We start from the raw sequence: 26,137 nt of genomic DNA on the forward strand, positions 1-26,137 counted from the left end.
TCTACGATGATGTGGACCATTCGCATTTTCGGAATCATGATGTGCCAGCATATAGATGCTTGGTATGTTCATCGAAAAGATGAACTTGCGTTTCTGAAAGGTCATATTTTTCCGTCTGTAGCTTAAGTCTTTTTCAAAAAAAAATTACTCGTGATGTTTCTTTGGTATGCGTATTTTTGAAAATGCCTTAAAAAAGAAGTCCTAGATTATCAATTATGCCTAATTCCCAGTAAATAATCGGATATATCGCTGATTTCGCTCTAGGAACTCCGAGAGTCTATCTTATTCCACCCCACACGACGTCGAAGTGTTGTTGAAACATTTTGACGATATCAGACTTCTGGTGATGTGGTAATAACCAAGACATCATAGTATGAAAAAAGATACTAACAATTGTCGATGCAATGACTTCTGTATCCCATTTGCTTTCTAATCTCCCGTTCTGTTTTGCATGATCGTTAATTGAACGTACCACTTCTACCATGTTTTTTACCAGCGGTTGCCATGAAATCTACCACTGATTGTCATTGCATTTACCAATGGGTGTTATGAGGGAAGTACTAACTCATAACGTTGAGGATTTAAAGATAAAAAAGCCTAATTCCTCTGTCTTTTCAGCTAGGAATCAGACTTATAATCTTCCACAAACGCGCCCCTTAATGAAAATTCATGATAGTGATTATTTCTGTTTCTCAACAATTAATTGGCCTTTTTGTTGCTGGACGTTTAATGAAAACTCTTCACCATTTTCTAAATTAACCGTAATCGTTTCTCCCTGATACCGTTCATCTACATAAATAAATATATAGTCACTTTCTTCCATAATCACAAATCCATCACGTTCTTCTTCTTTTAATTCTACCAAGCCATAACCTTCTCTTGAGTAATTAAATAAAGCAATAGCAGGAATGTCGTTAATTATTAACGCAAAAGCCGTTAGTTCACCATCAATCCATTCATCTTCTTTCGTGATATCTGCGATCTTTTTATCTAACGTATAAGATTCTCCATAACTGAACTCGATTGTTCTCCAAACTTCTCGTTGAGTAGGATTGTCGGAATTCGACCACCAGCTTGTTTGTGTTACTAGCCCTTCTTTATCAACATGTAATGTGGCTCCTATCCTTGGCGTTTCAATATCACTCACATAAAAGTCACCGACCCTATGTCCTTCTTCATATTGTTCGGGTGAAATGGTGAAAATTCCGTCCGGATATTTTTCCGTTAAATAAGAGTCCACTTGCTCGTATCGCTTTGCATGTTGGTTTTCTTTAAGCGTTGGATAATAAGTATAGTAACCTACATATCCAATGACCAGCATGCTAGAGAACACAATTGCAATCTTTTTTCTTTTTCTAAAAATAAGCCAAATAAAAATAACCGCAACTACTATTGGAACCCCAATCAGAAAAAAATATATATTTTCACTAGGACTCATATGATCCCCCTCGCATTGGACACTCTTTTCATTCCCCAACTAAATGGCCCGATTGTGGCAAATACTTATTCGGCTATCGCACGGTTAGTTTAATAAAACTTAATTTTTTTCTATTTGCTTTGAGCTTTAACAAAAACATATTTTTCACTCCACATTTAGGTAGTAGCAATTAATCTCTCCCCATCTGCAGACTTAATAGGCACGCACTCTTAGTCATCTTTTCTATTTTGCCTGAATAACACATTGAGAATGTAATCAATAATAACACCATAGATTAACCACAAGAAAAAGTGCACCAAAAAGCCTGAAAAAAGTATTTTAAAATGTTCGTTATCATACAGAAAACCATGACTGTTCAGCACTCCAAATATTTTTGCTAGCAAGGGATCGAAGGCGAATACTATGTCTTTAACTGGGTTCCACAACAATTCAAATATGTAGTGAATGACTGCCATTACAGGAAACCAAAAGGCAAAACGTTTTAACAGCGACATGAATTTCCACCCCTCAACTTTTTGCTTAGTCTGCTCTATTGTCAATTGGACCGGTTTTTCAAGAATATGTGCAATTCATTTCACAACAATATGGTCCGGTTGTCGAAGACAGTTCTTATTGAAAATCTTTCAAATTAGTACAACAAGTATAACATTTACAATTCAAAATACGTATGTCTTTTTAACTTTAATCATCAAGAAGATGTAGGATGGTAATTATTTGTCATTTACTAGTACATCCCTTGTCATTCAGCAGTAAGAAGTATATCAACATTGGTATATTATTAAGGCCGTAATCAATTGATTACAGCCTTAATAATGTACAACTTCTACCATGTTTTTTACCAACGGTTTCCATGATATCTACCACTGATTGTCATCGCATTTACCAATGGGTGTTATGAGGGAAGTACTGATTTATGACGTTGAGGATTTAAAGATAGAGAGACTGATTTCTCCGTCTTTTCGGCTAGGAATCAGGCTTATAATCCTCCACAAACATGTCCTATTGCTGCATAATGTTATTGAAGTAAAGCCCCCTAAATTTTAAGTCAAGTATTTCATAAACTTCATAAAAAAAGATTACACACAGTAGGATACCTTTTTTATTCCAATAACTCTTTTTGCTTAAAGATTTGTATGGATGAGATGAGAATGACGATGAGAATAGCAATTGTTGTAATAAAAGCTAGCAAGAAACTAGAATTTAGTTCTCCTGACAACAAGACCTGTCCTGTGTGCTCAGTCATCGTAGCCGGACTCCATTTCATATACTTTCCTAGAATGGATGTAACCGTCGAAATGGCAAAGACCACAAAAATTGTAACAAAAGCGACGCTGCCATTTCCTTTCATTATCGTACTAAAAAAGAGCGTCAATGTAACAACAAAAACTAACCATATGCTGTAGATCACTCCACTTTGAAAAATGCGCTCAAAAGCGACTGTTTCAATGAGTAAACTCGTATAATACCAAGAAGCTACATATCCGATAAACAATGAAATGAGTGTAATTGTAAGTAACCCAGCCCATTTCGATAATATATACGAGGAATAAGGAACTGGTTTAATCATGACCATACCTGCTACTCCACTCTGTCTTTCTGCGGAAACGACACCCATTGCACTCAAAACAAGAATAAGTACACCAAGCATCCCATAAATAGATAGAACCTTCATTAATACTTCTGCCCCAGTTGGAGTAGGCATTTCAAGGATTGTACCTTCTGGAAGACCGCCAAAAGTGTCCAAAATTTCCGGCATATAATACGAACTAACCGGCTGCATGACACCTAGCAAAATAAAGATAATGGGTATCCATAAAAATTTATAATTTCGCACCATTTCCATCATTTCTTTTCGATAAAGAACAGTCCATTGTGTCATGCCTTCACCACCTTCATAAATAAATCTTCTAATGTCGTTTGAGAAATCTCGAACTTACGAATCGGAAGTTTTCTATCCACGATATCTTTTAATAATATTTGCTTCCCATTTACCATATCTTTTAATACGATGCTGGCTTTATTACCTTGAATGTTTACTTCAGATACAAAGCTATAACTCGCTATGCTCTTTAGCCAATCGGCAGCCTGTGATTCGAATTCAATTTGTAAAATAGGTTGTCGATACTCTTCCATTACACTTCCCAGGCTACCTGATATCGCAATTTCCCCGGCATGCATGATAAGAATGTCGTCACTTATTTCTTCTGCATCGTGAAGGACATGAGTTGAGAAGAGAATTGTTGTTTCCTCTTTAATCTCTCTCATCATGTCCAACACTTCCCGTCTCCCAAGTGGATCGAGTGCTGAAACAGGCTCATCTAAAATAAGTAATTTCGGACGATGAATTAGTGCCTGTGCCAATCCGAGGCGCTGCTTCATTCCACCAGAATAACCCCCTATTTTTCTTTTCTTCGCATTTGTGAGCCCCACTCGTTCAAGTAATTCTTCACTTCTTTTTTCTGCTTCTTTACGATTCAACTTTGCTAATTGTCCTATGAAAACAAGAAACTCCTTTCCGCTCATCCAATTATAGAAAGCAGGATATTGAGGTAAATACCCAATAAATTTCCTTAAATCCTTTGCTTTTTCCCCTTTAAAATCAATACTGCCTGAAGTCGGTTTCAACAATCCGGATAGCATTTTTAATGTCGTTGTTTTTCCTGCTCCATTTGGTCCAAGTAATGAAACGCACCTGCCTTCTTCAATATGAAAATTGATTCCTTTAACAGCATTCGTATTTCCAAATCTTTTTACTAAATCGCTTGCCTTTAATAACTCCATTAATCATTTCTCCTTCCAATAACGAAATAAAGCACTGGTCCTATTAAGTTGATAAAGAGAATAATAAGGATCCACAACCATTTTGGTCCGTTCGTTTTTTCTTCTCTAATACAAGAAACTAATGCGGTAATCATAAGAATTAAGTGTAAGACAAGAATTGGCACAATCGCTCCCCATGGGATTCCATTTAACAGTTCATTCATTTTTTTCTCCCCCTACCCTTAATACGATTACGTTCGTCTACTCGTTCACTCACGAAAAAATAAAATAAAAAAAATCTCAGGAATTTGAGCCTGAGACCTTTCTTTTAAATATTTTTCTTACAAAAATAAGATAGATAATAAGATACATTGGAAATTGAATAAGGCCTAAAAAGCCCCATAGCCAAGCATTGTGTCCCCTCTTCTGTGCATCCCAAAACATCCATGAGCTCTGGCAAATCAGAATGAATGCAATCACGACCAATAACCAAAGGGGTGTGCTACTTAGTTCGTTTGAGTTCATTCATTACTGACCTTCTTTCTAGTTTTGTTAAGAGCTAAGGGCAATAAGATAATCCCCACAAGCTGAAAATAAAGAAAAATAATTGGCTGACGATAAACGACAGCAATCACAACCGAAAGCACAAATACTGCAACAGAGATAAACGTGAGGAGGTCTTTCCATTGTTTTTCTCGTATTCTTTTTTTCTCTAATTCAACATTCTGTTGAAACCATTGTAAGTTTGGAGTAGATACCGGATTCCATTGATCCAGTTTTTCTAAACCATCTATTAATTGCTTAACCGTTAATTCATCTTCATCATCCAACATAGAATTACTATTTTTAGAATCATACTCCTTCAAGTTCAGCCAACTCCTTTCTTACCCTTTTTAGACCATTTGAAACTCGAGATTTTACTGTTCCTTCTGCAATACCCATAATTTTTCCGATTTCTTCATATGAATATCCGTAATAATGCTTTAACACGATTGGCATACGTATTTCTTCATTAATATGGGCAAGTACATCAAGTACATCTGTCCATTCTTCGTTCATATTGGCTGCATTCCATTTCATTTTCCGGAGCGCTCGTTCCTGCTCTAGCCAGTTTTTCTCCCGCTTCTTTCTACGCTGTTGATCGATGAAAAGGTTCGTTGCGATTGTGATGAGCCATGAGGAAAACTTGGATTTACCATTATACAGTTGGATTTTTTCAATACACTTCATCATCGTTTCTTGTGTTAAATCTTCTGCGATTTGTGGATGAAGGGTAACTTTCATTAAATACTTTACGAGGAATGAATAATTCTGTTCTAGCAGTTTCGAAAGCGCCAATGTATCTCCTTTTTTCGCCCTTCGAATTAAATCCTTTTCATCCATGAGATCTACTCCATACTATAATGTTCTATATGTAATACGACTAACTGGGTAAAATCGTTCATTTTCAAAATAAATATAAGCATATGCAACTAAAGCATATGCATATTCTTACGGTTTTGAAAATATTATTCATAATGTCCTCACGCTCATTCTCAATTATATCTCTGCTATAATACAGACAGCGCAAACGTTTTATAGTATATAGAGAGATGAGGATTATGACATGCCACTCCAATTTATTAATGCAGAAAAACGTATAAATGACACACTTTTGTTCCCTTCTTTCGACCTATCTGTACAGGCTGGAAACGTTGTTGCAATCCATTCAAGCGTCAATGTTCGTGAGCAGTTGCTTGACTTGCTTCTTGGGAAAACACTCCTTTCCAACGGAGAGATCCGGATCGCTGGTAGCAATATTATTTCTAATAGACGGGATATCGGGTTTCTTTTTCTCGATGGCGGCTTGTACGATCGATTGACTGTCGAGGAAACCTTAACTTTTTTCAAGCGACTGCATAGTTCCAGCGATCGCATTGAAGACATCATCCGCACAGTTCAGTTGGAATCAAAACGCAAAGTGAAAACGTCACGCTTATCCTATTCGGAGAAAAAACGTGTCCAATTTGCATGCCTACTTCTTCAAAATCCAGCCGTTTACCTATTTGAGGAACCCGATCAAAACCTCGATATTGAGTCAAAACGAATTTTCATCACACTCCTCCACCAACTTCGAAGTGCTGAGAAAAGTGTTCTTATCTTAACAGGGAATATGGAAAGTGCAGTTACGGCAGCTGATGAAATCTATCGGTTGGATGAAAATGGACTTCATACGATTCAGATTGGAATTAGTGAAGAATCGCTTGATGAAGATACTTCCGAAATAACTGATTCCATCCAACCCGTCCGTTTCGAAAAAATACCTACGAAGGTAAATGAAAAAATCGTTCTGTTCGACCCACCGGAAATCGACTACATCGAAAGCAATGATGGACAATCATTTTTACATATAAAGGGAGAGTCATTCCCAAGTGTTTTCACCTTGAACGAGTTGGAAGAACGTCTATTACCATTCGGATTTTTCCGTTGTCATCGCTCATACATTGTCAATCTACAAAAAGTTCGAGAAGTTATTACATGGACAAGAAATAGTTTCAGCCTTGTTTTGGATGACGCTGAAAAATCGACAATTCCCCTTTCAAAAACGAAAATGGCGGACTTAAAAGTAATGCTTGGTCTGAAATAATGACAACTTACGACTTATTTCCTGGGGAATATTCTGCATAAACCAACAATAATAGTGGATATTCAGTGTTGAAAATGCTCCATTCAACCCCAATACGACTCTTTTCACCCGAAATATGATGTTTTTAAGTTCATCTTCCCTTAATCTAAAGTTGCAAGTACGAAATATACAACTCACGATTCAGGAGGATGAATATGGAGAATATTATCGAAGTGAAGGCATTAGCTAAAGTTTTTGCAAACCAAACTGCACTTGAGAGCGTCGATTTCTGTGTTAAAAAAGGAGAAATTTTTGGCTTTCTTGGTCCTAGTGGATCCGGAAAAACGACAACGATTAAAATTTTAACTGGGCAATTAAATCCTACGAATGGAGAAGCGACTGTTTTCGGGGAGCCCGTTTCCAATCTGAAGAAATCGTCATTCCGTAAACGTTTTGGTGTTCTAACGGATAATAGCGGTCTATATGGGAGACTTTCAATTTATGATAACTTGAAACTGTATTGTGACCTGTACGATGTACCGCTCTCGAAAATTAATGAAGTACTTGACGGAGTTAATTTGATAGCAGAGAAGTCGAAGAAGGTTTCTTTATTATCAAAAGGAATGACGCAACGAGTGGTCCTTGCACGTGCTTTACTTCATGAACCGGAACTGCTGTTTCTCGACGAGCCGACTTCTGCGCTCGATCCCGTGAATACGCGCCATATTTACGAAGGTTTACGTGCACTCAATGCGAAAGGAACGACCATTTTCCTGTCGACACATGACATGCATGAAGCAGAAACACTATGCGATCGGATTGCATTTTTAGATAAAGGAAAAATCCAGCTATTGGACACGCCGAAAAAACTAAAGAGAAATTATTCAGATTCAACAATTACTGTCGAGTTAATCAATGATGAAAAAGTCGTCCTGCCAGCGGGTACGGAAGGCGCAGAGCAGCTATTTGAATTAATGAAAGACAATCAAGTAGTTACAGTCCATTCGAATGAACCGACATTAGGAGATATTTTCGTACAAGTGACAGGGAGGAAATTGGCATGACATTTTCAATGAAACGAGTTCACGCGATTTTTCAAAAAGACTTGAAAGACTTTTCTCGGAATATGGCCGTCTCTTCGATCATCTTCATGCCATTAATCCTAGCAGCGTTCTATAGCCGAATGGGTATGGATTCCATTGATGCACATTATACGATTATTAACATGACATTCGGGATGGTAGCAACATTTGTACAATGTTGCCTGATTGCAGAAGAAAAAGAGAAAAATACGTTGCGCGGATTAATGCTTTCTCCTGCGACTACCTCAGAAATTCTCGGTGGAAAAAGCTTATTATCATTCGTGCTTACCATCATTATTATCTTTTTCAGTGCATTCTTGGTAGAGTATAAGCCCGCAAATATCGGAGTCGTAGCCATCGCCATTGTTTTATCTTCATTTTTCTATATCGGGATGGGCACATTGCTCGGACTGTTGACGAAATCTGTCATGGAAGCATCTTTCTTTGTGATGCCAGTCATTATCGTATTTTCTTTCGGCTCTTTCGTTATGGGGTTTGTAGATCAATATCCAATCTTGAAAGTTGCAAACTATTTGCCAAACATCCAACTCATTGATTTGGCTACAAAAGTGGAAGTAGGTGCTGGATTTGGTGATGTACTTTCCAACTTGGGGATTATCGCGGCATGGGTTGTTGTCATCTTTGCACTGACAGTAGTCGTTTATCGGAAGCGGATGGTGGATTAATGTAAAGGAACTCATTTGTGAGACTGCTGAATTTTTATAGGGAGGTTCCTTTACCATAAGGCAATTTAGTAAGCTTATAATTGGGGTTGGAATTGGTTTAATTGCTGTGTACTTGTATAAATTTTTGGGTTGAAGTGATTTCAGGGAGTCTTAGTGCCCGTTAATGCGGGATAAAAACCATCCATGTTGTTCACTCATAACGCGTCCATGCTCTTCTGACATAGAGTGTTTTATTTTCCTCGTCAACCCTATAGATAAGTCTATGTTGAATGTTGACACGACGACTATAATAATCTTTCAAGTCACCAACTAATTTCTTGTATGGCGGAGGGTTTTCATACGGATTTTCTTCTAAAACGCTAATAAGCGCCTGAACCTTATCGAGAAATCCTGCCCTTTTTAGTTTCGAAAAGTCTTTTAGACAACGTTGTGATATTTTTATAATGTATCCCATTTGATGTCCTTCGAATCAATGTATTCATCTGATGCTTCATCTTGGAGAATTGATTCGGTCAGGTCTGGCACGGAATAAATATAAAGTGTTTCATGAATCGATTCCCAATCTGATTTTGAGACAAGAATCGCATCGCCATTTTTACTATTTATTTCAATCGGTGTGCTGCTCTCGTTTGTTTCTCGAATGAGGTTAAATAAATCTTTTCTTGCGTTTGTTGCATTGATATTTTTCAAAAGATCCCTCTTTTCACCCTTTGAATTTAGACGTACAGATAATGGTACGTTCTAATTCTATTATGTACAGTGTGGTGGATTTTTGCTACTTTACCCACCCATACTCATCCTATCACTTTCTTTTTCACAGTATTATTATTAACGGAAGTCACGTTCTTTTATTATTTTTGCGAACGTAAAAACGCATACACGACAATGGTGTATGCGTTTTTTTATCTAAATCTCCACTATTTTTGAATCACAAATCATCAAACCCATTTAATTCACTCGTTTTTACATATTGGCGTGAAGATTGTTCGAAGAAATCCGTTTTTGTGTCGTCGAAGTTGTCGACGTAGGCACGAATCCATTTCATAGGGTTGTCGGTGAATTCTGGGTAGATTTCACTAAGTCCTAGCATACGAAGCATTTTGTTTGCTCGGTATTTCACGTAACCTTCCATCACTTCAAGGTCGATGCCGTCGATGTCTGCTAGTACGTAGCGGCTCCAGATAACTTCCTGTTCTACAGAATGACGGTATTGATCATAAATCCATTCCGTGAATTCATCTGTATTGTATTCAGGGTTTTCAGCGAGTGCTGCACGGAATATGTCACTCATCGCTTTACCATGTTGTAATTCATCGCGGTTAATATAAGAAATCATTGTTGAAGTTCCAACCATTTTTTGATTGCGAGCTAAATTGTAAAAGAATGCAAAACCACTATAGAAAAATAAACCCTCTAATAACGTAGTATAAATCATCGCTTTTAGTGCTGAATCAATTGTTGGATTTTCTGAGAAATCATTATATACATCAACAATCCGCTCGTTGCGGCGCATGAGTACCTCATCCGTGCGACCCATTTCAAAGGAGGCCATTTGCTTGTCGAGCGTTGTAACAGAAGATAGAACGTAAGCATAGCTATGGTTATGCTCGCTCTCCTGATCAGCAATTGTTGCCATGATTGATTTTACCGAGGGATCGGTCGTGAAATCAGCTATTTTCATTGCTATGACTGTCTGTGGTCCATCAAGCGTTGCAAGTAAACCGGTGACTTTCAAAAATGCATCCTGTTCCCTTGCTGTCAAAGAGGCGAACTGTTTCACATCTTGCGTCATGTCCACTTCATTTGCTGTCCAGAATAGCGCACGTATTTGTTGTCGCAATGTATAGAAATGTGGGTGTGCGATGTCGTTCCAGTTTAGAATTCCGCTCGCTTTTCCACCGAAAATTGCCGTAGATTTATTGGGGTTTGCTGGTTCGAGTATTTTCACTCGTGTAAGTGTTTCCAATGTTTTAGGACTCCTTTCGACCATTCGATTACTATTTTTTGTTGTTTGCCTCGTGGGCTTTGTTCAATTCTCAATGGATCATAGGTTGATCCGTAAAACCGGGCCAGTTTCACTGCTGCATGACAAAATAATATATCGCCCCCGAATTGGGTGTCCCCTGTCCCGAAGACATACACGCTATCCGGTTTATAGCCGATATCTGCAACGAAATTCTTTACTTCGTCAGGCGTTTCACCTTTGCCCCATGTAAACGAGCCAATAATCATCGCATCAAACTGATGGAGGGTCGGCATGACTCCCCCACCGATTCGATATGTCGTTACTTCCATGCCTTCAGCGATTAGCGTCTCTGCGATTAGATCTGCCACTTCTTTCGTGTTTCCACTCAAAGAAGCGTAGGCAATTAGGAATGACACCATTCGCACTCTTCAATTTCCGTCGCGGTTGACCGTGTGTAATACGTCGTCTTCATGCCAGACTTCCAAGCTTGTACATGAAGTTCAAGTAGAACAGACGCGCGAATCGTATTGGGTACGTAAAGGTTGAAGGAAATCGCTTGGTCGATATGACGCTGTCTTGCTGCGTTTTGTTTAACAGACCAACGTTGATCAACGATATACGCAGAACGACGGTATACATCATACGTGTTGTGATCTAGATCAGGCGCGATGACCGGTAATTTATAGTCTTTCTTTTCTTCATGGTAAAACGGTTTGAACACGGGATCGATTGAAGCCGTAGAACCGGCGATAACTGACGTCGAGCTATTCGGTGCAACGGCCATCAAATAGCCGTTTCGCATACCGTTTGTTGCAACGTCGTTACGAAGTTCGTTCCATGCTTTCGAGTCATACCCTCTGCTTTCAAAGTAATTCCCTGTCTGCCAATCCGATCCTTCGAATAATGGGTAAGATCCTTTTTCTTTCGCTATTTCCATTGACGAAGAGATTGTTAGATAAGCAATTTTTTCGTAAAGTGTATCCGCGTAGTCCACTGCCTCGTCCGACTCCCACTGAATATTTTTCAGTGCAAGTAGATGATGCCAACCAAATGTGCCGAGTCCGATACCACGGTAACGGGCGTTTGTACGTTGCGCTTGAACGACCGGTATTTTATTGAGGTCAATGACGTTATCGAGCATACGAACTTGAACTTTGATGAGCCGCTCCAATACGTCAGCTGGGACTGCACGTCCTAGATTGATGGACGATAAATTACAGACGACAAAATCACCTGGTTTAGAACGCGTGACAACGACATCATCTTCAAGTGTTACAGATTCGAATTGTGTAGCGCTCATATTTTGCATGATTTCTGTACATAAATTTGATGAATAAATCATTCCTTCATGCTTGTTCGGATTCGCACGGTTCACTTCATCGCGGTAAAACATGAATGGCACGCCTGTTTCAAGCTGGCTGCGCATGATTCGTTTCATAATATCGATTGCTGGGACTGTTTCTTTGCTAAGTTCCGGATGGTTCACACATTCCTCGTATTTTTCGCGGAAGGAACCTGCACCCTTGGTTTCATCATAATAATCTTCCAATGAGTACCCCATTACAGTACGAACTTCATGTGGGTCAAATAAATGCCATTCTCCGCGCACTTCGATTTGTTCCATGAATAGATCCGGAAGACAGACGCCGGTGAAAACATCATGTGCGCGTAACCGATCGTCCCCATTATTCAATTTAAGATCCATGAATGTGAAGATATCTTTGTGGAAAACATCGAGATAGACCGCAATTGCTCCTTGACGTTGACCAAGCTGATCAACACTTACTGCAGTGTTATTCAATTGTTTAATCCACGGTAGAACGCCACTTGACGCGCCTTTGAATCCACGGATAGATGAACCACGGCTACGAACTTTTCCCATGTAAACACCAATGCCGCCGCCGTATTTCGACAGATTGGCGATATCCGTGTTGCTATCGTAAATACCTTGTAGTGAATCATCGACTGTGTCAATGAAGCAACTTGATAGCTGACCATGTGGTTTACCTGCGTTGGACAATGTAGGTGTCGCGACTGTCATATACAAATTACTCATCGCCCAGTAGGATTCAGCAACTTTTCCAAGACGATTGGCCGTTTCGTTCTGCATCAATGTCATTGCAATCACAAGCCAACGCTCTTGTGGAAGTTCAACCGATTGTTTGTTGAAATCCACAGCAACATAGCGGTCTACTAGTGTTTTCAAGCCAATGTAGGTAAACAACTTGTCCCGCTCTGGATCAATTAGGCTGCCTAGCGCTTTTAATTCTTCAAATGAATATTTGCTCGTCAAAACAGGCGTGTATAACCCTTTTTCAACGAGTCGAGTGACGTTTTCTGCAAAGTCGGTATAGACTTGAACGCCCCGATTTTGTTCTTGGCGAACATAAACGTCTTGAAGATAAATACGTGCCGCCACAAACGTCCAATACGTTGCTGTTTCGTCAATGATACTGAGCGTCTCCAAAATCATCGCTTTCGACCATTCTGAATCTGTCGCTCCCGGATACCTCTGCTCCCATTTTTGGCTGGCTATGAGAAGGGGTGCAATTTTTTCTGCTCCGAATTCAGTTTGTAGTTTTTCTAGAAGTTGGTTGATACCTGTTTTTTCAATAATAATTGTCATGTGATTTGTCTCCTTTTATATGAAAAATCATTGCTTGACTTTTTTAGTTTTCAAGTTGTTTCGCTATCCTCTAGATGCTGAATCAGCTTTTTTGTGCGCTGTTATGCTAGTCCACATTAGTTGTATGTATAGCACTCGCGGTTATGGAGAAACATCAAGCATTTAACTTGATTTTCTTCAAACCAACAATGGGTGTCCACCATTGAATAATACTATATGTAGTGTCTAGTTCGCTCTGTACACCCTAACATGTTGTGTATACCCCTGTAAATAGGCAGAAAGTTTACTAAAACAACAATCAATAACTTATCCACATATCCACAGCCATTTTCCCTCATCACAGTGACCGATATCACCGACATTCTCACAGTTTACGCAAATGTTATAAACAATAATTCAGGTCAAAAAAAAGTTTAGCTCAGTGTATTTTTCAATCACGCAGTCGATTTCTTATTTCGTTTTTCTGTAGGTTTTGAGTTGGGGTTCGATCGACTTTTAGTGAGGGGCTATCCGAGTTTTATTGTTTAACTCAACATGTTGTAAGTTATCACCGCCTTGATGTAGGTTATCACCGCCTTGGGTCGGGTTATCACCGCCTTGGCACACTTTATCACCGCCTTGATGTAGGTTATCACCGCCTTGGTACACTTTATCACCGCCTTGACATTTTTCACCAAAATTAAACTTGGTTTCATCGGTAACTAACTCTTTATCACAGCGTGACGCACTCAATTTTCATCCATATGGAAAAAATCGCTCTATCTGCAATTAAATCTAGTTTTATTGACATCCACATCTCGATTTGCTACATTCAAATACAATATCTATGACGAAAAGAGTAGCAACCCATTTTTCTTTAGCGAACTGGGGACGGTGTGAGCCTGGTGGAAAATGCTTGTGAACCGCATTTCGAAGATGCTATTCCGAAAGTAGTAGGAAGCGCCGGTGTCTCGCCGTTATGAGAAAGTGGCCCAATTTCAGGGCAAGTTGAGTGGTACCGCGGAAGCTAAGCTTTCGTCTCATTAGTTTGAGGCGAGGGCTTTTTTTGTATTTTAATTCAAAAGGAGTGTTGAGGATGAAAGCGACTATTGTACAAGTACTACAACAATTCTGTCCGATTCCGTTAGATGAAAACATGTTAGAAAGTCCTGTTCATACACATTTGGGCGACTGGGCACTACCCTGTTTCCCTTTTGCCAAGGAATTAAGGAAATCACCTATCGTTATTGCGGAGGACATTGCAAAGGCGATTGATCACCCGTTAATCCGTCAAGCAGCGGCTGTAAACGGTTATGTTAATATTTTTCTGGATCGCACTACCATTGCTAGTTCCCTTCTTCAAACGATTCTGGAGCAATCCTCATCCTATGGAGCTTCTAATGAGGGCAATGAAGAGACAATCACGATAGATTTATCTTCTCCTAATATTGCGAAGCCATTCTCCATGGGCCATCTGCGCTCGACTGTTATTGGAAATTCGATTGCTTTATTGCTTGAAAAGATTGGTTTCAAGATTGTGAAAATCAATTATATCGGTGATTGGGGGACGCAATTTGGGAAGCTGCTCACGGCGTATCGAAAATGGGGAAATGAAGAGGAAGTAAAGATTGCGCCAATCGAAACGCTTTTGAGGTTGTACATCCGCTTTCATGAGGAAGCCGAGCAGAATGACTCACTGAATGACGAGGGAAGAGCTGCCTTCAAAGCGCTTGAAGATGGCGATTCTGAGGCACTTGCGCTATGGAAATGGTTCAAGACGGAATCCTTGAAGGAGTTTCAACGTATCTACGATTTGTTAGGTGTGACGTTCGACTCCTATAATGGTGAGGCTTATTATAATGATAAAATGGGACCTATTGTCGATGAGCTGGCTGAAAAGGGTTTATTGATTGAATCGGATGGGGCGTTAATCGTTCAACTCGATGAAGGAATGCCGCCTTGTTTGATAAAAAAATCAGATGGGGCAACGCTGTATGCGACTCGGGATTTAACTGCGGCTTTAGATAGGAAAGCGACTTACGACTTCGTGAAATCGCTTTACGTCGTTGGAAATGAACAGAGTTTACACTTCACACAATTTAAAAAAGTGCTCCATAAAATGGGCCACGAATGGTCGGAGTGTATTCAACATATGCCATTCGGACTCATTTTGAAAGATGGAAAAAAGATGTCGACGCGCAAAGGGAAAATTGTGTTGTTGGAAGAAGTTTTGAACGATGCAATTGCCCTTGCACAGTCCACAATTGAGGCGAAAAATCCTGATTTATTAAATAAAACGGAAGTCGCCGAAGCCATTGGAGTCGGCGCCATCATTTTCAGTGATCTGAAGCAACACCGCAAACACGATATCGAATTTGACTTGGCATCCATGCTGCAAACCGAGGGTGAGACTGGGCCGTATGTGCAGTATGCGAATGCCCGAGCACATTCGGTGTTGAGAAAAGCCGGTGAAACGAACGCCTTTATGATAGAAGGAGTGAATGATTTTGAGTGGGCCATCGTGCGAATGCTTGGGCTATTTCCGCATACCGTGAAGCGTGCTACTGATGAACTCGACCCCTCCATCGTTGCGAAGTACGCAGTCGATCTTGCGCAAGCCTTTAACTCGTTCTACGGGAATGTCCAGGTGTTGTCGGATTCCGCGCATAGATTTTATAGAATCGCACTTGTCACCTGTGTCACGATTGTTCTGAAAGAATCGCTACGACTTTTGGGGATGCAGGCGCCGGAAGAGATGTGAGTTGGGAATTGGTCGCTTGAGCGAAAGATCAGTCGCTTCGCTAGTGGGATTGGTCGCTTGTGCGGAAGATCAGTCGCTTTGCTAGCAAAACTAAAAACCCACCAGTATCCGCTTGGACGCTGGTGGGTTTATTGTCGTAGCTAATCACTTATCCTTGTCTTCCCAGCACTCCGCACCCTTGAGTCCTGGAATCGAACTTGCTTTGAAGACGGGATTCAGTCCTTTATTCCGCTGCGTAGAGAAGTCGTCCAACACTTTGAAAGCGACTTTACCTAGCAAGAGGAGGACGGTTAGGTTCAATACCGCCATTAATCCCATGAAGAGGTCTGCCATATCCCAAACGAGGCTAACTTTCGCCATAGCACCAAACATAACCATGCCAAGAACCGAGATGCGATAAAGCGTCATCCAGCTTTTATGGGCATTGATGAATTCGATGTTCGTCTCACCGTAATAGTAATTCCCAACAATCGAGCTAAATGCAAAGAACATGATGGCGATCGCGATGAAATAAGGTGCCCATGCCCCGACATGTACTGCCATCGATGCTTGCGTCAAAAGAATTCCATCTTGTTCCCCATTTCCATAAAGTCCGGCGAGCAGGATGATGAAAGCTGTTGCTGAGCAAATCATGATTGTGTCGAAAAATACGCCTAGACTTTGAACAAGGCCTTGCTTCGCTGGGTGGGAGACGTTTGCCGTTGCTGCTGCATTTGGAACGCTCCCCATCCCTGCTTCGTTTGAAAATAGGCCGCGGCGAACGCCTTGCATCATTGCAGCACCGATACCGCCACCTACCATTTCCTGTATGCCGAAAGCATGTTCAATGATCAATTTGAACATCGCCGGAACTTCTGTGATATTCATAGCGACAATGTAAAGGGCAACAATCAGGTAAAACGTCGCCATAACTGGGACGATTAACTGCGTCACTTTGACAATCCGCTTGACTCCGCCAAAAATGACAATGGCCGTTAAGAAGACCAAACTTAAACCAATTAGCCAGTCAGGTATGCCAAAGACATCCATGAATGATTGGCTGATTGTATTCGACTGCACCGCATTGAAGATAAATCCAAAACACAGCGTCAATAGAATCGCAAAAACAACCCCTAATTTACGGAAACCAAGCGCTTTTTGCATATAATAAGCGGGACCTCCGCGGAACGTATCGCCGTCCTTCACCTTATAAATTTGTGCGAGTGTACTCTCCACGAAAGCTGTGGCCATCCCGATGATTGCGATGATCCACATCCAGAACACTGCACCCGGTCCACCGATTCCGATGGCAAGCGCCACACCGGTTACGTTCCCCGTTCCGACGCGGGAAGCCGCACTAATTGTGAATGCTTGGAAAGGTGAGACCCCGTCGTTGCTGTCCTTTTTCTCTACGACGAGGCGGAACATTTCCCTGAACAACCGCACTTGGACAAATTTCGTACGTATGGTGAAATAAATGCCGATTAATAAAAGAAAGCCTATCAATATATATGTCCAGATAAAATTATTCGCTGGACCAACCAGCCATTCCAATACATCCATTATCATTGAATTTCCCTCCTCTTCCTCGTCTAATCAAGTCTTATAGAACACTTTACCCTATTTTCGATGAAATTTATAGAACTCTAATAGTCCAGAATAAATTTCCATAATGAAAACCCCACCAGCGTCAATTCTGGTGGGGTGTCAAAATAATTTGGTCACTTTAATTTTTTCATTGCTTCAGCTGGAATCTCTTCCTTTTTCACTTCTTGATAGGAAGTGACTCCCTTACCATCCTTTAAAAATAAGTTTAAATACGCATCTTTACGCAGTTCGTGATTGCTCCTAAATGTAAGTTCTTTTTTATTTCCTTCTTTATTATAAGCAGGCAATGTGTATTCATATCTGACAATTACCTCTCCCGTACTTATCGTATCTTCTATTTTAGTACCACTTTCCGTGATTTGAACATAATGACTAACTGCACCTAATCTGTTTAGATTCACATTCCTGAAACCGAAAACCACACCAATGATAACGGCTATAACTACGAGTGCCGCGATACCTTTTTTCATATTCTATCCACCTTTTCTAGTTCAGGACTCGGGACAATGCGAATTTGGATGGTAACCAGGAAACCAAAAGTCAATACTTTAAAGGGTTTAAGTTTCACTATAACTAAAATAGTTTATTGTAGCTTTTTTGCTAAAATTCTATGCTATTTCCCCCGGAAACCCTTTGATACGAACAAAGGTGATTACTGATTGATGATTCCAGACTACAAAAAACTATTTACAATGTCCCGAGTCCTGTAGTTATAAAGCTGCTTTCACCGTTTTCCGGTAGTAACCAATCGTTAAGAATGCAAAGGTTAAATAAATCAACGCGTAAACACCCATTGCAATCGCTGTCGGCACTGTAATATCAGACATAAAAATGAATGATGCAGATTTGATGGCAAATATCGAATGAAGCAAGCCAATTAACAGCGGCAAACCGAAGACGAATACCTGTTTACGGATAATACCCCGCATAATGTCTTTCACTGTAAAACCAAGTTGGCGAAGCGTTGCATAACTTTGTTTTTCCTGTTCCGCTTCGGTCATCTGCTTGAAGTACAGGATGCTTCCCGTTGAAATTAAGAACACAAGGCCTAGAAATCCGGCGATGAAGATCAACAATCCATTTACCTTGATGGAATCTTCATACATTGAATAGTAATCGATGCCGTGGGACCATGAACCCTCGCTTCTATTTTGGTTGCGGATACCCGATGCAATGGCGAGCTGGCCTTTATCAGCCACATTAAAAACTCGGACATTCCGCACTACTCTTTCCTCACTTATATTTAGCATATTTTCTTGATCCATAGCGCTTTTATACTTTTCAAAATCGGCGTCATTGACTACAAATTGAGGTCCCCAACTTGCGTTCACAACGTCCCCCGCACCATACTTTACAGCGGTAAATGCGCTTGCTGGTTCAATACTTGTAACGTTCACCTCGAAGGGGACTTTTATATCTTTCAGCATGGACCCCCATTGCGCATAATGAAGAAGTAGAGTTCCTGATTTTGGTGTTTCTACTTGGAACCCAGCCTTTTGCAATTGCTTGGCACTTACCATATACGTGTTATAGATTCCTTCCATCTTACCGATCAAAATAGGGAAAACCCCTTTTTCATACGTTCCTTCTACCCCAAGTAATTCGATGGTTTCCGTTGTATACGCTATGCCTTTTTCTTTTAGTCCAGCTTCAAATTCCTCCACAGATACTTCGTTGAATCCATATCGTTCCATCCATTCTTCATCTTGTTGATCTTCGTCAAACATGAAATCATACGGCATCACGTAACGCGTTACCTTCTCTGTCGCGTAATAAAGTGAATACGCACCCGCAAGCATTGTAAGTGTCATCGCTGATAAAACCGTAATAATCGTGAGTGAGTTGGCGTTCCCCTTCATTCGATGCATGAGTGATCCTAGCGACAAACTATTATTCAACCCTAGATGTCCCTGTTTTCTCGACCGAATTTGATAAAACAACCAGCTAATTGTGACACGAAATACAAGATATGTTCCCAATATCGTTGACGCAAGTACGGCTAACATATTAAAGAGAAGCCATTTATTCATCATATTTCCTGATAACCAATAACCAAATACGATGAGGCCGATTCCTAGAAGGGCCAATACGGCTGATCTAAATGTTCTAGGCTTTTTAGGTTGTTCGCCTTTTTTCTCAGCATTGAATAAACCAAGCAGCGTGCTTCGACGAACAGTAAACAGCATTTGTATGGATGTGAGTGTACTAATCACCATGAATACGATGATTGTTTGAATAATTGCCGCAAGCGAAAACGACACGGTAATGAAGCCCTCATGTCCAATAAGCTTCATAAGTAGAAGTAAAAACAAACGCGACACGAGCATACCTGCCCCAATCCCGATAATAAGTGCCCCTGCGCTAAGAAGAACGTTTTCAATAATAAGAAGGCGTGCAACCTTATTTTTTGACAGTCCGATCAATTGATACAAACCGATTTCTCGGCTTCGCCTTTTCAAAAAAATCGCATTTGCGTAAACAACGAAAATGCCTGCGATCAATATCAGAAGAATGCCAGCCACTTTGAATGCCAAACCCATACTGCCACCAGACCGATCAAGGACAGCCGAATCTTGTTCCAATGTCGAAAATACAAAATAGAGGACAACGCTAAATATTAATGCAAAGAAATACAAATAGTAATGCTTAATATTCTTCCGCATACTACGAACGACAAGGTCAAATAGTGTCAACACTGTCACCCCCAAGAACGCCTTGGACTTTCAAGATTTCTTGGAAGAAGACTTGTCTCGTTTTGTCACCACGGTACAATTCCGAGTAAATATTGCCATCTTTCAAGAAGACGATACGACTGCAATAGCTCGATGCAAGCGGGTCATGCGTTACCATCATGATTGTGACGCCCCGTTTTTTATTGACATCTTCCAACGTACCGAGCAGTGATGAAGCCGATTTCGAATCAAGGGCACCGGTTGGTTCATCCGCAAATACCATGGATGGCTTGTTAATGAGGGCGCGTGCCGCAGATGTCCGCTGCTTTTGACCGCCTGAAATTTCATGAGGGTATTTGTTGGCAAGCTCTTTAATTCCGAGGATGTCTGCAATTGCATTGAACTCTTCTTCTGCCACTCTTTTCTTCATTTTACCGAGTGATATAGGAAGTAAAATATTCTCTTTCACCGTCAGTGTATCGAGTAGATTATAGTCTTGGAAGATGAATCCGAGTTTATTGCGCCGAAAAGCGGATAATTCCGCGTCTTTCATTTTAGAGATATCGGAGCCTTCGATAAGAATTGACCCCTCTGTTGTACGGTCGATTGTCGCGAGAACGTTGAGCAATGTTGTTTTTCCTGCCCCGGAAGCACCCATGATGCCGACAAATTCGCCTTCAGCGACCCGAAGATCAATGCCTTTCAATACTTGTTGGACATTGCTCCGTGTACCAAATGATTTCCGAACATTTTGGGCGTGTAACACTGTTTTTGTAGTTTTAATTGTTTCATTCATACTAAACTGCCTCCCTGTTTTTCATATCCTTATCGTACCGCGCAGTTTGACCCCGGTCGTTTGATTTGGATGACAAACAGGTTGGTCAATGTGACATTGTTGTCATGTTCGAGTTTGATCCCGCATTACGGGCAGTAAGATCCCACTGATTGAAGTTTCACTTTATCAAAATCATTTTCGGTTGAAAACGTCATTTGCATCGTTGTTCCATGTCCTTGTTTGGACTGTGCGGCGAGTGTGATTCCTATTTTTCCTGCAACGGCTTGTGCGAGATATAGCCCGAGTCCCGTCGCGGCGTTATGTAGTCTTCCTGTGCCGCCCGTGAATCCTTTATCGAAAATACGGGGTAGATCATGTGGCGGAATGCCCGGTCCTTCGTCTTTTAGGGTCAAGACAGTATTTCCACTCGGTTTTACAGCTACCGAGATGATGATTGTTCCGCTGTCCGGGCTATATTTCACTGCATTTGTTAACAGCTGGCGGACAATGAAGCGACCCCATTTACTATCTGTGACGATTTCCTTATTTTCACCTTCGATTTCGATTGCAACATTTTTCTCCATACACCACGAAGCCAGTTCCTGAACTTCTGCTATGACGAGCTGATTGACGCTAGTTTTCTCCAAGATATAATCTGTTTCGAGCGTGGGTAAACGTGAAATATAGAGTTGCTGATCGATGAGCAAATGGACACGCAGCCACTCTGCTTCAATTTTCCGTATGGCTGGGACGCTACGATTTGCGTCAATCGCCAGTTTCATCGCGGTGAGCGGCGCTTTCGCTTCATGCACCCAGGCGGAAGTGTAATCACTTTCGATGATATGTACGTTGTTTAATTCGGACAATCTCCGTCTGGATGAATTCATCACAGCACGCAATACTTCATTCGTCACTTCATCCCGAAGAAAGAGCGGTGTTGGCAATGCTTCAACCCAATCTTCATCCAACTCTTCTATGAGCGAATGAAGCGCATTCGTAAATTTCATTTCCTTCACGTAACGCCATATGAGGAAGGTGATGAACACAATGAGTAACAGCATGTTCAAGTAAACAGTGGAACTCGCCTTCACATCAATCCCTTTGTCGAGCCAAATGAGTAAATCAGTCAATGCAAGCGAAAACACGAAGAAGAAGATCCAGCTTTTCATATCTTTCAAATAGCGAATGAACATATGCCCGTCCCCTTTCTACAGCGTAATCGCCATATAGCCAAGTCCTTTTTTCGTCACGATCGCTTCCCCGAGTCCAAGATCCGCAAGCTTTTGACGAAGTCTTGTCACGTTCACTGTCAACGTATTGTCGTTGACGAACCGCTCGTCATCCCATAACTTTCGGATAAGATCATCGCGCGAAACGATTTCATCTTTTGATTGAACGAGCACGGCAAGGATGAAAAACTCATTTTTCGTTAGTTCAACTTCAGTGCCATCCATTCGAATGACGCCTCGTTTCATATCAATAACCGCTTCATTCCACTCTAAAACATCGGGTGCCTCTTCCCCATACGCATAGGTTCGTCGGAGAATCGCTTGAATTTTAGCCAGCAACACATCTGTGTGAAATGGTTTCTGAACATAATCATCCGCCCCCATATTCATGGCCATAACCATGTCCATCGGGTGGTCGCGTGATGATAAAAAGATGATCGGCACTTTCGACACGGCACGAATTTCCCGACACCAATGAAACCCGTCATATGCAGGAAGTTGGATATCCATAATAACAAGCTGCGGTTTATCATTCAAAAATGCCCCCATCACATCATGAAAATCCGTCGGCCCCGTAACATGGAAGGACCATTGCCCAAGCCGCTCTTTAAGCAAATCAAAAATCGCAACGTCATCTTCAACGATAAATATATTCATATCCACCCTAGACACACCCTTCCTTTCATTCATTGTAAATGAAATGAGTGGGTACGAACAGTTGGGTGTGGGGTTGTTATGTGGGTTGGGCGGATGGGTTATCACCGCCTTGAGCGTAGTTATCACCGCCTTGAGCGTGGTTATCACCGCCTTGAAACACTTTATCACCGCCTTGGCACGGGTTATCACCGCCTTGGAACACTTTATCACCGCCTCACCATTTTGTTACATTTTCCACCATGTTATCCAGCCAAATAAAGTACTCACCATCTATCTGAATTAACGTATTTTGCTGACTTAACTGAAAATCTGTCTGAAATATGATATACTGGATTAGTAAGACAGGTCACCTGGATAGAATAGGTGCACAAATGTCTTCTTTTTTATTAACTCCGAGTTATTTTTTCATACAGTATTCGGAAATAAAAAGTGTTTAAAAAAACTATGGGAGGTCCACATGCTAAAATTTGAAAATGTAAGTAAAGTGTATGGCGACGGCTTTCAAGCGGTGAAGTCTGTCAATTTCGAGATTCAAAAAGGTGAATTTCTTGTACTTATCGGGCCGAGCGGTTCAGGAAAAACGACGACGATGAAAATGATTAATCGGATGGAACCACACACAAGTGGAACGATTTCCATCGATGGCAAAGATAATAATTCATATAATGCGTCAGAACTACGCCGAAGTATCGGATACGTCATTCAGCAAATCGGATTATTCCCCCATTATACGATTGAAAAGAACATCGCCATTGTGCCACAGCTAAAAGGTTGGAACAGCAAAAGAATCAAGGCGCGGGTAAACGAACTTCTTGACTTGGTTGGTCTGGATCCTAAAATTTACGCAACCCGCTATCCGAAAGAACTTTCTGGCGGTCAACAACAACGCGTTGGAATTGCGAGAGCTCTTGCGTCCAATCCGGATATTATTTTGATGGATGAACCGTTTAGTGCACTCGATCCGATTACCCGAGACCAGTTACAAGGCGAACTGATTTCATTGCACAAAAAGTTAAATAAAACGATTGTTTTTGTTACGCATGATATGGATGAAGCGTTGAAAATGGGCGACCGTATCGCAATTATGAAAGATGGAAAACTTCTACAATTAGACACACCCGAGAAACTGCTTCACGAACCAGCCCACGGTTTTGTAGAAGAATTCATCGGAAAACACCGGATTATTCAAAACCCAGAACTAATGCCGGTCACCGATATCATGTCGGAAACAGTCGTCACATCACTCCCGCAACGTTCTCCTGAAAAAGCACTTACACTTATCCGTCAGCGTAAAATAACAAGCCTCATTGTCGTGGACGATGAAAATAAATTACTCGGCATTGTATCCGCTTATGATCTCATAAAAAAACTAGATGACATCCAAACAATTGATGAAATCATGTTATCCGATGAACTTTTCTTGCTTAATTCAGCGACTGCCAAGGACGCCATTATCATGATGGACGAGTCTCCTTACGGCATGATTCCAGTTGTGGACGCTCAAAAAAAAATAGTAGGCCTTGTTACACGCGGTTCGCTATTATCCGCCATGTCCAGCCAATGGACAGAAACGGAGGAAGGTAAATGAAGAATTTAACTATTTGGGAACAGCTCGTTGAACAATCACAAATGAGATGGAAAGAAGTACTTGAAGCGACATCTGTCCATATCCAGCTCGTTTTCTTCTCGATGTTAATTGCCATCGTCCTTGGAATATCGCTCGGCATTTTGATTACCCGAGTTCCGAAGCTTACGACACTTGTACTTGGTGGCGCGGGCGTCATGCAGACGATTCCAAGCCTTGCGCTACTTGGTTTCATGATTCCAATTTTCGGGATTGGTGTGAAAACGGCGATTGCAGCCCTCTTCCTTTATTCTTTGTTGCCAATCATTCGAAATACCTACGCGGGAATTAAAGACGTAGACAAAGCGACGACTGAAGCAGCAAAAGGGATGGGAATGACGAGCATGCAGATTCTATTCAAAGTGGAACTTCCGCTTGCGATTCCTGTTATTATGGCAGGCATTCGTACCGCCGCGGTCATTAACGTTGGTACCGCTACACTTGCCGCTTTCATCGGCGCAGGCGGACTCGGTGATTTCATCTTCCTCGGAATTACACGCGGAATCGACGGCCTAATTTTACTTGGCGCAATTCCAGCCGCACTTCTTGCCATCATCCTTGAAACGTTCTTTAGTGCAGTCGAACGTTGGACAACGCCGGAAGGATTGAAGTAATTATGAAAAAAAGATTTATGCGCTTCTTCCTGACTGTTCTCGTCGCGAGTATGCTGTCGGGGTGTATCTTCATCGAAAAAGATTCTCTGACACTCGGCTCTCGGAACAATACGGAAAGCATTATTTTGTCGCATGTAATGGGGCAATTGATTGAGGATAAAACAGCTATTAAAGTCATTTACAAAGAAAATCTTGGTGGTTCGAATGTCGTCTGGAATGCAATGTTAAATGGACATATCGATGTTATCCCTGATTACACGGGGACGATTGTCGTTAACTATTATCACGAAGATCCAGGCACGGCTGATGAAACACTGGCGTCAACGAAACGACTTGTCGACGGGGATGGCATCATCGCTTTCAATACATTCGGCTTCAACAATACGTATACACTGGCGTTGGATGAAGCGAGAGCTGAAGAACTTGGTGTCGTGACGTTTAGTGATTTTGCTAAAGTTTCAGAGGATTTTAGACTAGGTGCGGTTTTTGAATTTATTGACCGACCGGACGGATTGCCAGGTTTCCAGAAAGAATATGGTTTGAAATTCAAGGATGTTAAAGGAATGGACCACGGCATCATGTACCGTTCCATTAACGCCAAAGAAGTGGACGTCATCAACTCGTACACGACAGATGGACAGTTACAAATGTACGATTTACGTGTGTTAGAAGATGATAAATCCTATTTCCCACCGTATCACGCACTTCCGCTCGTACGGAAAGAAACACTTGTTGAATATCCCGAAATCGAGGAAGTTCTGAAGCAACTCGAAGGCATGATCGACGAAGAAGCGATGCAAAAAATGAATGCCAAAGTCGATAATGAAGGCATGATGGTCGAACGAGTCGCACAGGAATTTCTTGTAGAAGCAGGTTTGATGGAAGAAAACTGAGTTTGGGCGCACCTCTTGGATAGACGGAGGTGCGCTTTTTTTGTTGCATGATTTGTGGTGTCGGCGGGTGGATTGGGGTGGTTATCACCGCCTTGACTCGGGTTATCACCGCCTTGACATTTTATAGTAGTTTTAAGTGCGGTTCACTTCCGGATTAGTACTTTATTACTGCGTCGCAGGGTT

Annotated in this window: 28 protein-coding genes and 1 other annotated feature; of the genes, 8 read left to right on the plus strand and 20 right to left on the minus strand. The window is 41.2% G+C overall.

Annotated elements, in window-relative coordinates; genetic code table 11:
- Positions 1-277: 277 nt before the first annotated feature.
- The 8 genes from H4683_RS11335 to sigY all read right to left on the minus strand — a co-directional run bounded on the left by H4683_RS11335 (position 278) and on the right by sigY (position 5,581).
- Entirely contained in the window at positions 278-484 is a 207-nt protein-coding gene (locus H4683_RS11335; protein ID WP_192598955.1) for a hypothetical protein, read from the minus strand.
- Between the two features lie 195 nt (positions 485-679).
- On the minus strand, positions 680-1,438 hold the full coding sequence (locus tag H4683_RS11340) for a hypothetical protein (protein ID WP_192598956.1): 759 nt from the start codon (positions 1,436-1,438) through the stop codon (positions 680-682).
- A 209-nt stretch (positions 1,439-1,647) separates the two neighbouring features.
- A complete protein-coding gene (locus tag H4683_RS11345; RefSeq protein ID WP_192598957.1) occupies positions 1,648-1,932 on the minus strand; it encodes a hypothetical protein in 285 nt (94 codons plus the stop codon).
- 605 nt (positions 1,933-2,537) lie between these two features.
- The gene (locus tag H4683_RS11350) at positions 2,538-3,317 is read right to left on the minus strand and encodes an ABC transporter permease (RefSeq protein WP_192598958.1); all 780 of its coding nucleotides are present in this window, start codon (positions 3,315-3,317) and stop codon (positions 2,538-2,540) included.
- Positions 3,314-4,219, minus strand: coding sequence for an ABC transporter ATP-binding protein (locus tag H4683_RS11355; protein WP_192598959.1), 906 nt, complete (start codon positions 4,217-4,219; stop codon positions 3,314-3,316). The genes H4683_RS11350 and H4683_RS11355 overlap by 4 nt, the downstream gene beginning before the upstream one ends.
- A complete protein-coding gene (locus H4683_RS11360; RefSeq protein ID WP_192598960.1) occupies positions 4,219-4,422 on the minus strand; it encodes a PLDc N-terminal domain-containing protein in 204 nt (67 codons plus the stop codon). The genes H4683_RS11355 and H4683_RS11360 overlap by 1 nt, the downstream gene beginning before the upstream one ends.
- 297 nt (positions 4,423-4,719) lie before the next feature.
- Positions 4,720-5,064, minus strand: coding sequence for a YxlC family protein (locus tag H4683_RS11365; protein ID WP_192598961.1), 345 nt, complete (start codon positions 5,062-5,064; stop codon positions 4,720-4,722).
- On the minus strand, positions 5,051-5,581 hold the full coding sequence (gene sigY / locus H4683_RS11370; RefSeq protein WP_192598962.1) for an RNA polymerase sigma factor SigY: 531 nt from the start codon (positions 5,579-5,581) through the stop codon (positions 5,051-5,053). The genes H4683_RS11365 and sigY overlap by 14 nt, the downstream gene beginning before the upstream one ends.
- Positions 5,582-5,804: 223 nt before the next feature.
- Here sigY and H4683_RS11375 point away from each other — a divergent pair, with 223 nt between their 5' ends.
- The 3 genes from H4683_RS11375 (at position 5,805) to H4683_RS11385 (ending at position 8,571) form a co-directional block, all read left to right on the plus strand.
- Complete coding sequence (locus H4683_RS11375) at positions 5,805-6,824, plus strand: LytTR family transcriptional regulator DNA-binding domain-containing protein (RefSeq protein WP_192598963.1); 1,020 nt, start codon at positions 5,805-5,807, stop codon at positions 6,822-6,824.
- Between the two features lie 194 nt (positions 6,825-7,018).
- Entirely contained in the window at positions 7,019-7,867 is an 849-nt protein-coding gene (locus H4683_RS11380; protein ID WP_192598964.1) for an ABC transporter ATP-binding protein, read from the plus strand.
- Positions 7,864-8,571, plus strand: coding sequence for an ABC transporter permease (locus tag H4683_RS11385; protein WP_192598965.1), 708 nt, complete (start codon positions 7,864-7,866; stop codon positions 8,569-8,571). The genes H4683_RS11380 and H4683_RS11385 overlap by 4 nt, the downstream gene beginning before the upstream one ends.
- A 190-nt stretch (positions 8,572-8,761) precedes the next feature.
- Here H4683_RS11385 and H4683_RS11390 read toward each other — a convergent pair whose 3' ends face one another.
- The 6 genes from H4683_RS11390 to H4683_RS11415 all read right to left on the minus strand — a co-directional run bounded on the left by H4683_RS11390 (position 8,762) and on the right by H4683_RS11415 (position 13,895).
- On the minus strand, positions 8,762-9,025 hold the full coding sequence (locus tag H4683_RS11390) for a Txe/YoeB family addiction module toxin (protein ID WP_192598966.1): 264 nt from the start codon (positions 9,023-9,025) through the stop codon (positions 8,762-8,764).
- A complete protein-coding gene (locus H4683_RS11395; protein ID WP_192598967.1) occupies positions 9,010-9,261 on the minus strand; it encodes a type II toxin-antitoxin system Phd/YefM family antitoxin in 252 nt (83 codons plus the stop codon). The genes H4683_RS11390 and H4683_RS11395 overlap by 16 nt, the downstream gene beginning before the upstream one ends.
- A gap of 238 nt (positions 9,262-9,499) precedes the next feature.
- Entirely contained in the window at positions 9,500-10,561 is a 1,062-nt protein-coding gene (locus tag H4683_RS11400; protein WP_192598968.1) for a ribonucleotide-diphosphate reductase subunit beta, read from the minus strand.
- Positions 10,516-10,956 carry a flavodoxin gene (locus H4683_RS11405; RefSeq protein WP_192598969.1) on the minus strand — a complete coding sequence of 147 codons (441 nt, stop codon included), beginning with the start codon at positions 10,954-10,956 and terminating at the stop codon, positions 10,516-10,518. Before H4683_RS11405 ends, H4683_RS11400 begins: the two co-directional genes overlap by 46 nt.
- Positions 10,941-13,163, minus strand: a complete 2,223-nt coding sequence (locus H4683_RS11410; RefSeq protein WP_192598970.1) for a ribonucleoside-diphosphate reductase subunit alpha — start codon at positions 13,161-13,163, stop codon at positions 10,941-10,943. The genes H4683_RS11405 and H4683_RS11410 overlap by 16 nt, the downstream gene beginning before the upstream one ends.
- Before the next feature lie 495 nt (positions 13,164-13,658).
- Positions 13,659-13,895, minus strand: coding sequence for a hypothetical protein (locus H4683_RS11415; protein ID WP_192598971.1), 237 nt, complete (start codon positions 13,893-13,895; stop codon positions 13,659-13,661).
- Between the two features lie 85 nt (positions 13,896-13,980).
- Positions 13,981-14,188, plus strand: a binding site (T-box leader).
- A 44-nt stretch (positions 14,189-14,232) separates the two neighbouring features.
- Here H4683_RS11415 and argS point away from each other — a divergent pair.
- On the plus strand, positions 14,233-15,903 hold the full coding sequence (gene argS / locus H4683_RS11420; protein ID WP_420826558.1) for an arginine--tRNA ligase: 1,671 nt from the start codon (positions 14,233-14,235) through the stop codon (positions 15,901-15,903).
- Positions 15,904-16,047: 144 nt separating this feature from the next.
- On the opposite strand, the gene H4683_RS11425 is transcribed toward argS, so the two are convergent.
- The 6 genes from H4683_RS11425 to H4683_RS11450 form a co-directional block, all read right to left on the minus strand.
- Positions 16,048-17,451 (minus strand): alanine/glycine:cation symporter family protein, encoded by a 1,404-nt coding sequence (locus H4683_RS11425; protein ID WP_225942050.1) that lies wholly within the window; start codon positions 17,449-17,451, stop codon positions 16,048-16,050.
- A gap of 152 nt (positions 17,452-17,603) precedes the next feature.
- Positions 17,604-17,960, minus strand: a complete 357-nt coding sequence (locus H4683_RS11430; protein ID WP_192598973.1) for a YxeA family protein — start codon at positions 17,958-17,960, stop codon at positions 17,604-17,606.
- A gap of 240 nt (positions 17,961-18,200) precedes the next feature.
- On the minus strand, positions 18,201-20,186 hold the full coding sequence (locus H4683_RS11435; protein WP_338062460.1) for an FtsX-like permease family protein: 1,986 nt from the start codon (positions 20,184-20,186) through the stop codon (positions 18,201-18,203).
- The gene (locus H4683_RS11440; protein ID WP_192598975.1) at positions 20,170-20,958 is read right to left on the minus strand and encodes an ABC transporter ATP-binding protein; all 789 of its coding nucleotides are present in this window, start codon (positions 20,956-20,958) and stop codon (positions 20,170-20,172) included. Before H4683_RS11440 ends, H4683_RS11435 begins: the two co-directional genes overlap by 17 nt.
- Positions 20,959-21,083: 125 nt before the next feature.
- A complete protein-coding gene (locus H4683_RS11445; RefSeq protein ID WP_225942051.1) occupies positions 21,084-22,130 on the minus strand; it encodes a sensor histidine kinase in 1,047 nt (348 codons plus the stop codon).
- Between the two features lie 15 nt (positions 22,131-22,145).
- Positions 22,146-22,823, minus strand: a complete 678-nt coding sequence (locus H4683_RS11450) for a response regulator transcription factor (RefSeq protein WP_192599072.1) — start codon at positions 22,821-22,823, stop codon at positions 22,146-22,148.
- Between the two features lie 61 nt (positions 22,824-22,884).
- Here H4683_RS11450 and H4683_RS11455 point away from each other — a divergent pair, with 61 nt between their 5' ends.
- From H4683_RS11455 to H4683_RS11470, 4 genes are all read left to right on the plus strand, one after another.
- Complete coding sequence (locus tag H4683_RS11455) at positions 22,885-23,106, plus strand: hypothetical protein (protein WP_192598976.1); 222 nt, start codon at positions 22,885-22,887, stop codon at positions 23,104-23,106.
- A gap of 174 nt (positions 23,107-23,280) precedes the next feature.
- Complete coding sequence (locus tag H4683_RS11460; protein ID WP_192598977.1) at positions 23,281-24,411, plus strand: betaine/proline/choline family ABC transporter ATP-binding protein; 1,131 nt, start codon at positions 23,281-23,283, stop codon at positions 24,409-24,411.
- On the plus strand, positions 24,408-25,061 hold the full coding sequence (locus tag H4683_RS11465; protein WP_192598978.1) for an ABC transporter permease: 654 nt from the start codon (positions 24,408-24,410) through the stop codon (positions 25,059-25,061). Before H4683_RS11460 ends, H4683_RS11465 begins: the two co-directional genes overlap by 4 nt.
- A 2-nt stretch (positions 25,062-25,063) precedes the next feature.
- Positions 25,064-25,954 carry a glycine betaine ABC transporter substrate-binding protein gene (locus tag H4683_RS11470; RefSeq protein ID WP_192598979.1) on the plus strand — a complete coding sequence of 297 codons (891 nt, stop codon included), beginning with the start codon at positions 25,064-25,066 and terminating at the stop codon, positions 25,952-25,954.
- Positions 25,955-26,137: the final 183 nt, after the last annotated feature.

The sequence above is a fragment of the Sporosarcina limicola genome (assembly GCF_014873855.1).
Taxonomy (GTDB): Bacteria; Bacillota; Bacilli; order Bacillales_A; family Planococcaceae; genus Sporosarcina; species Sporosarcina limicola.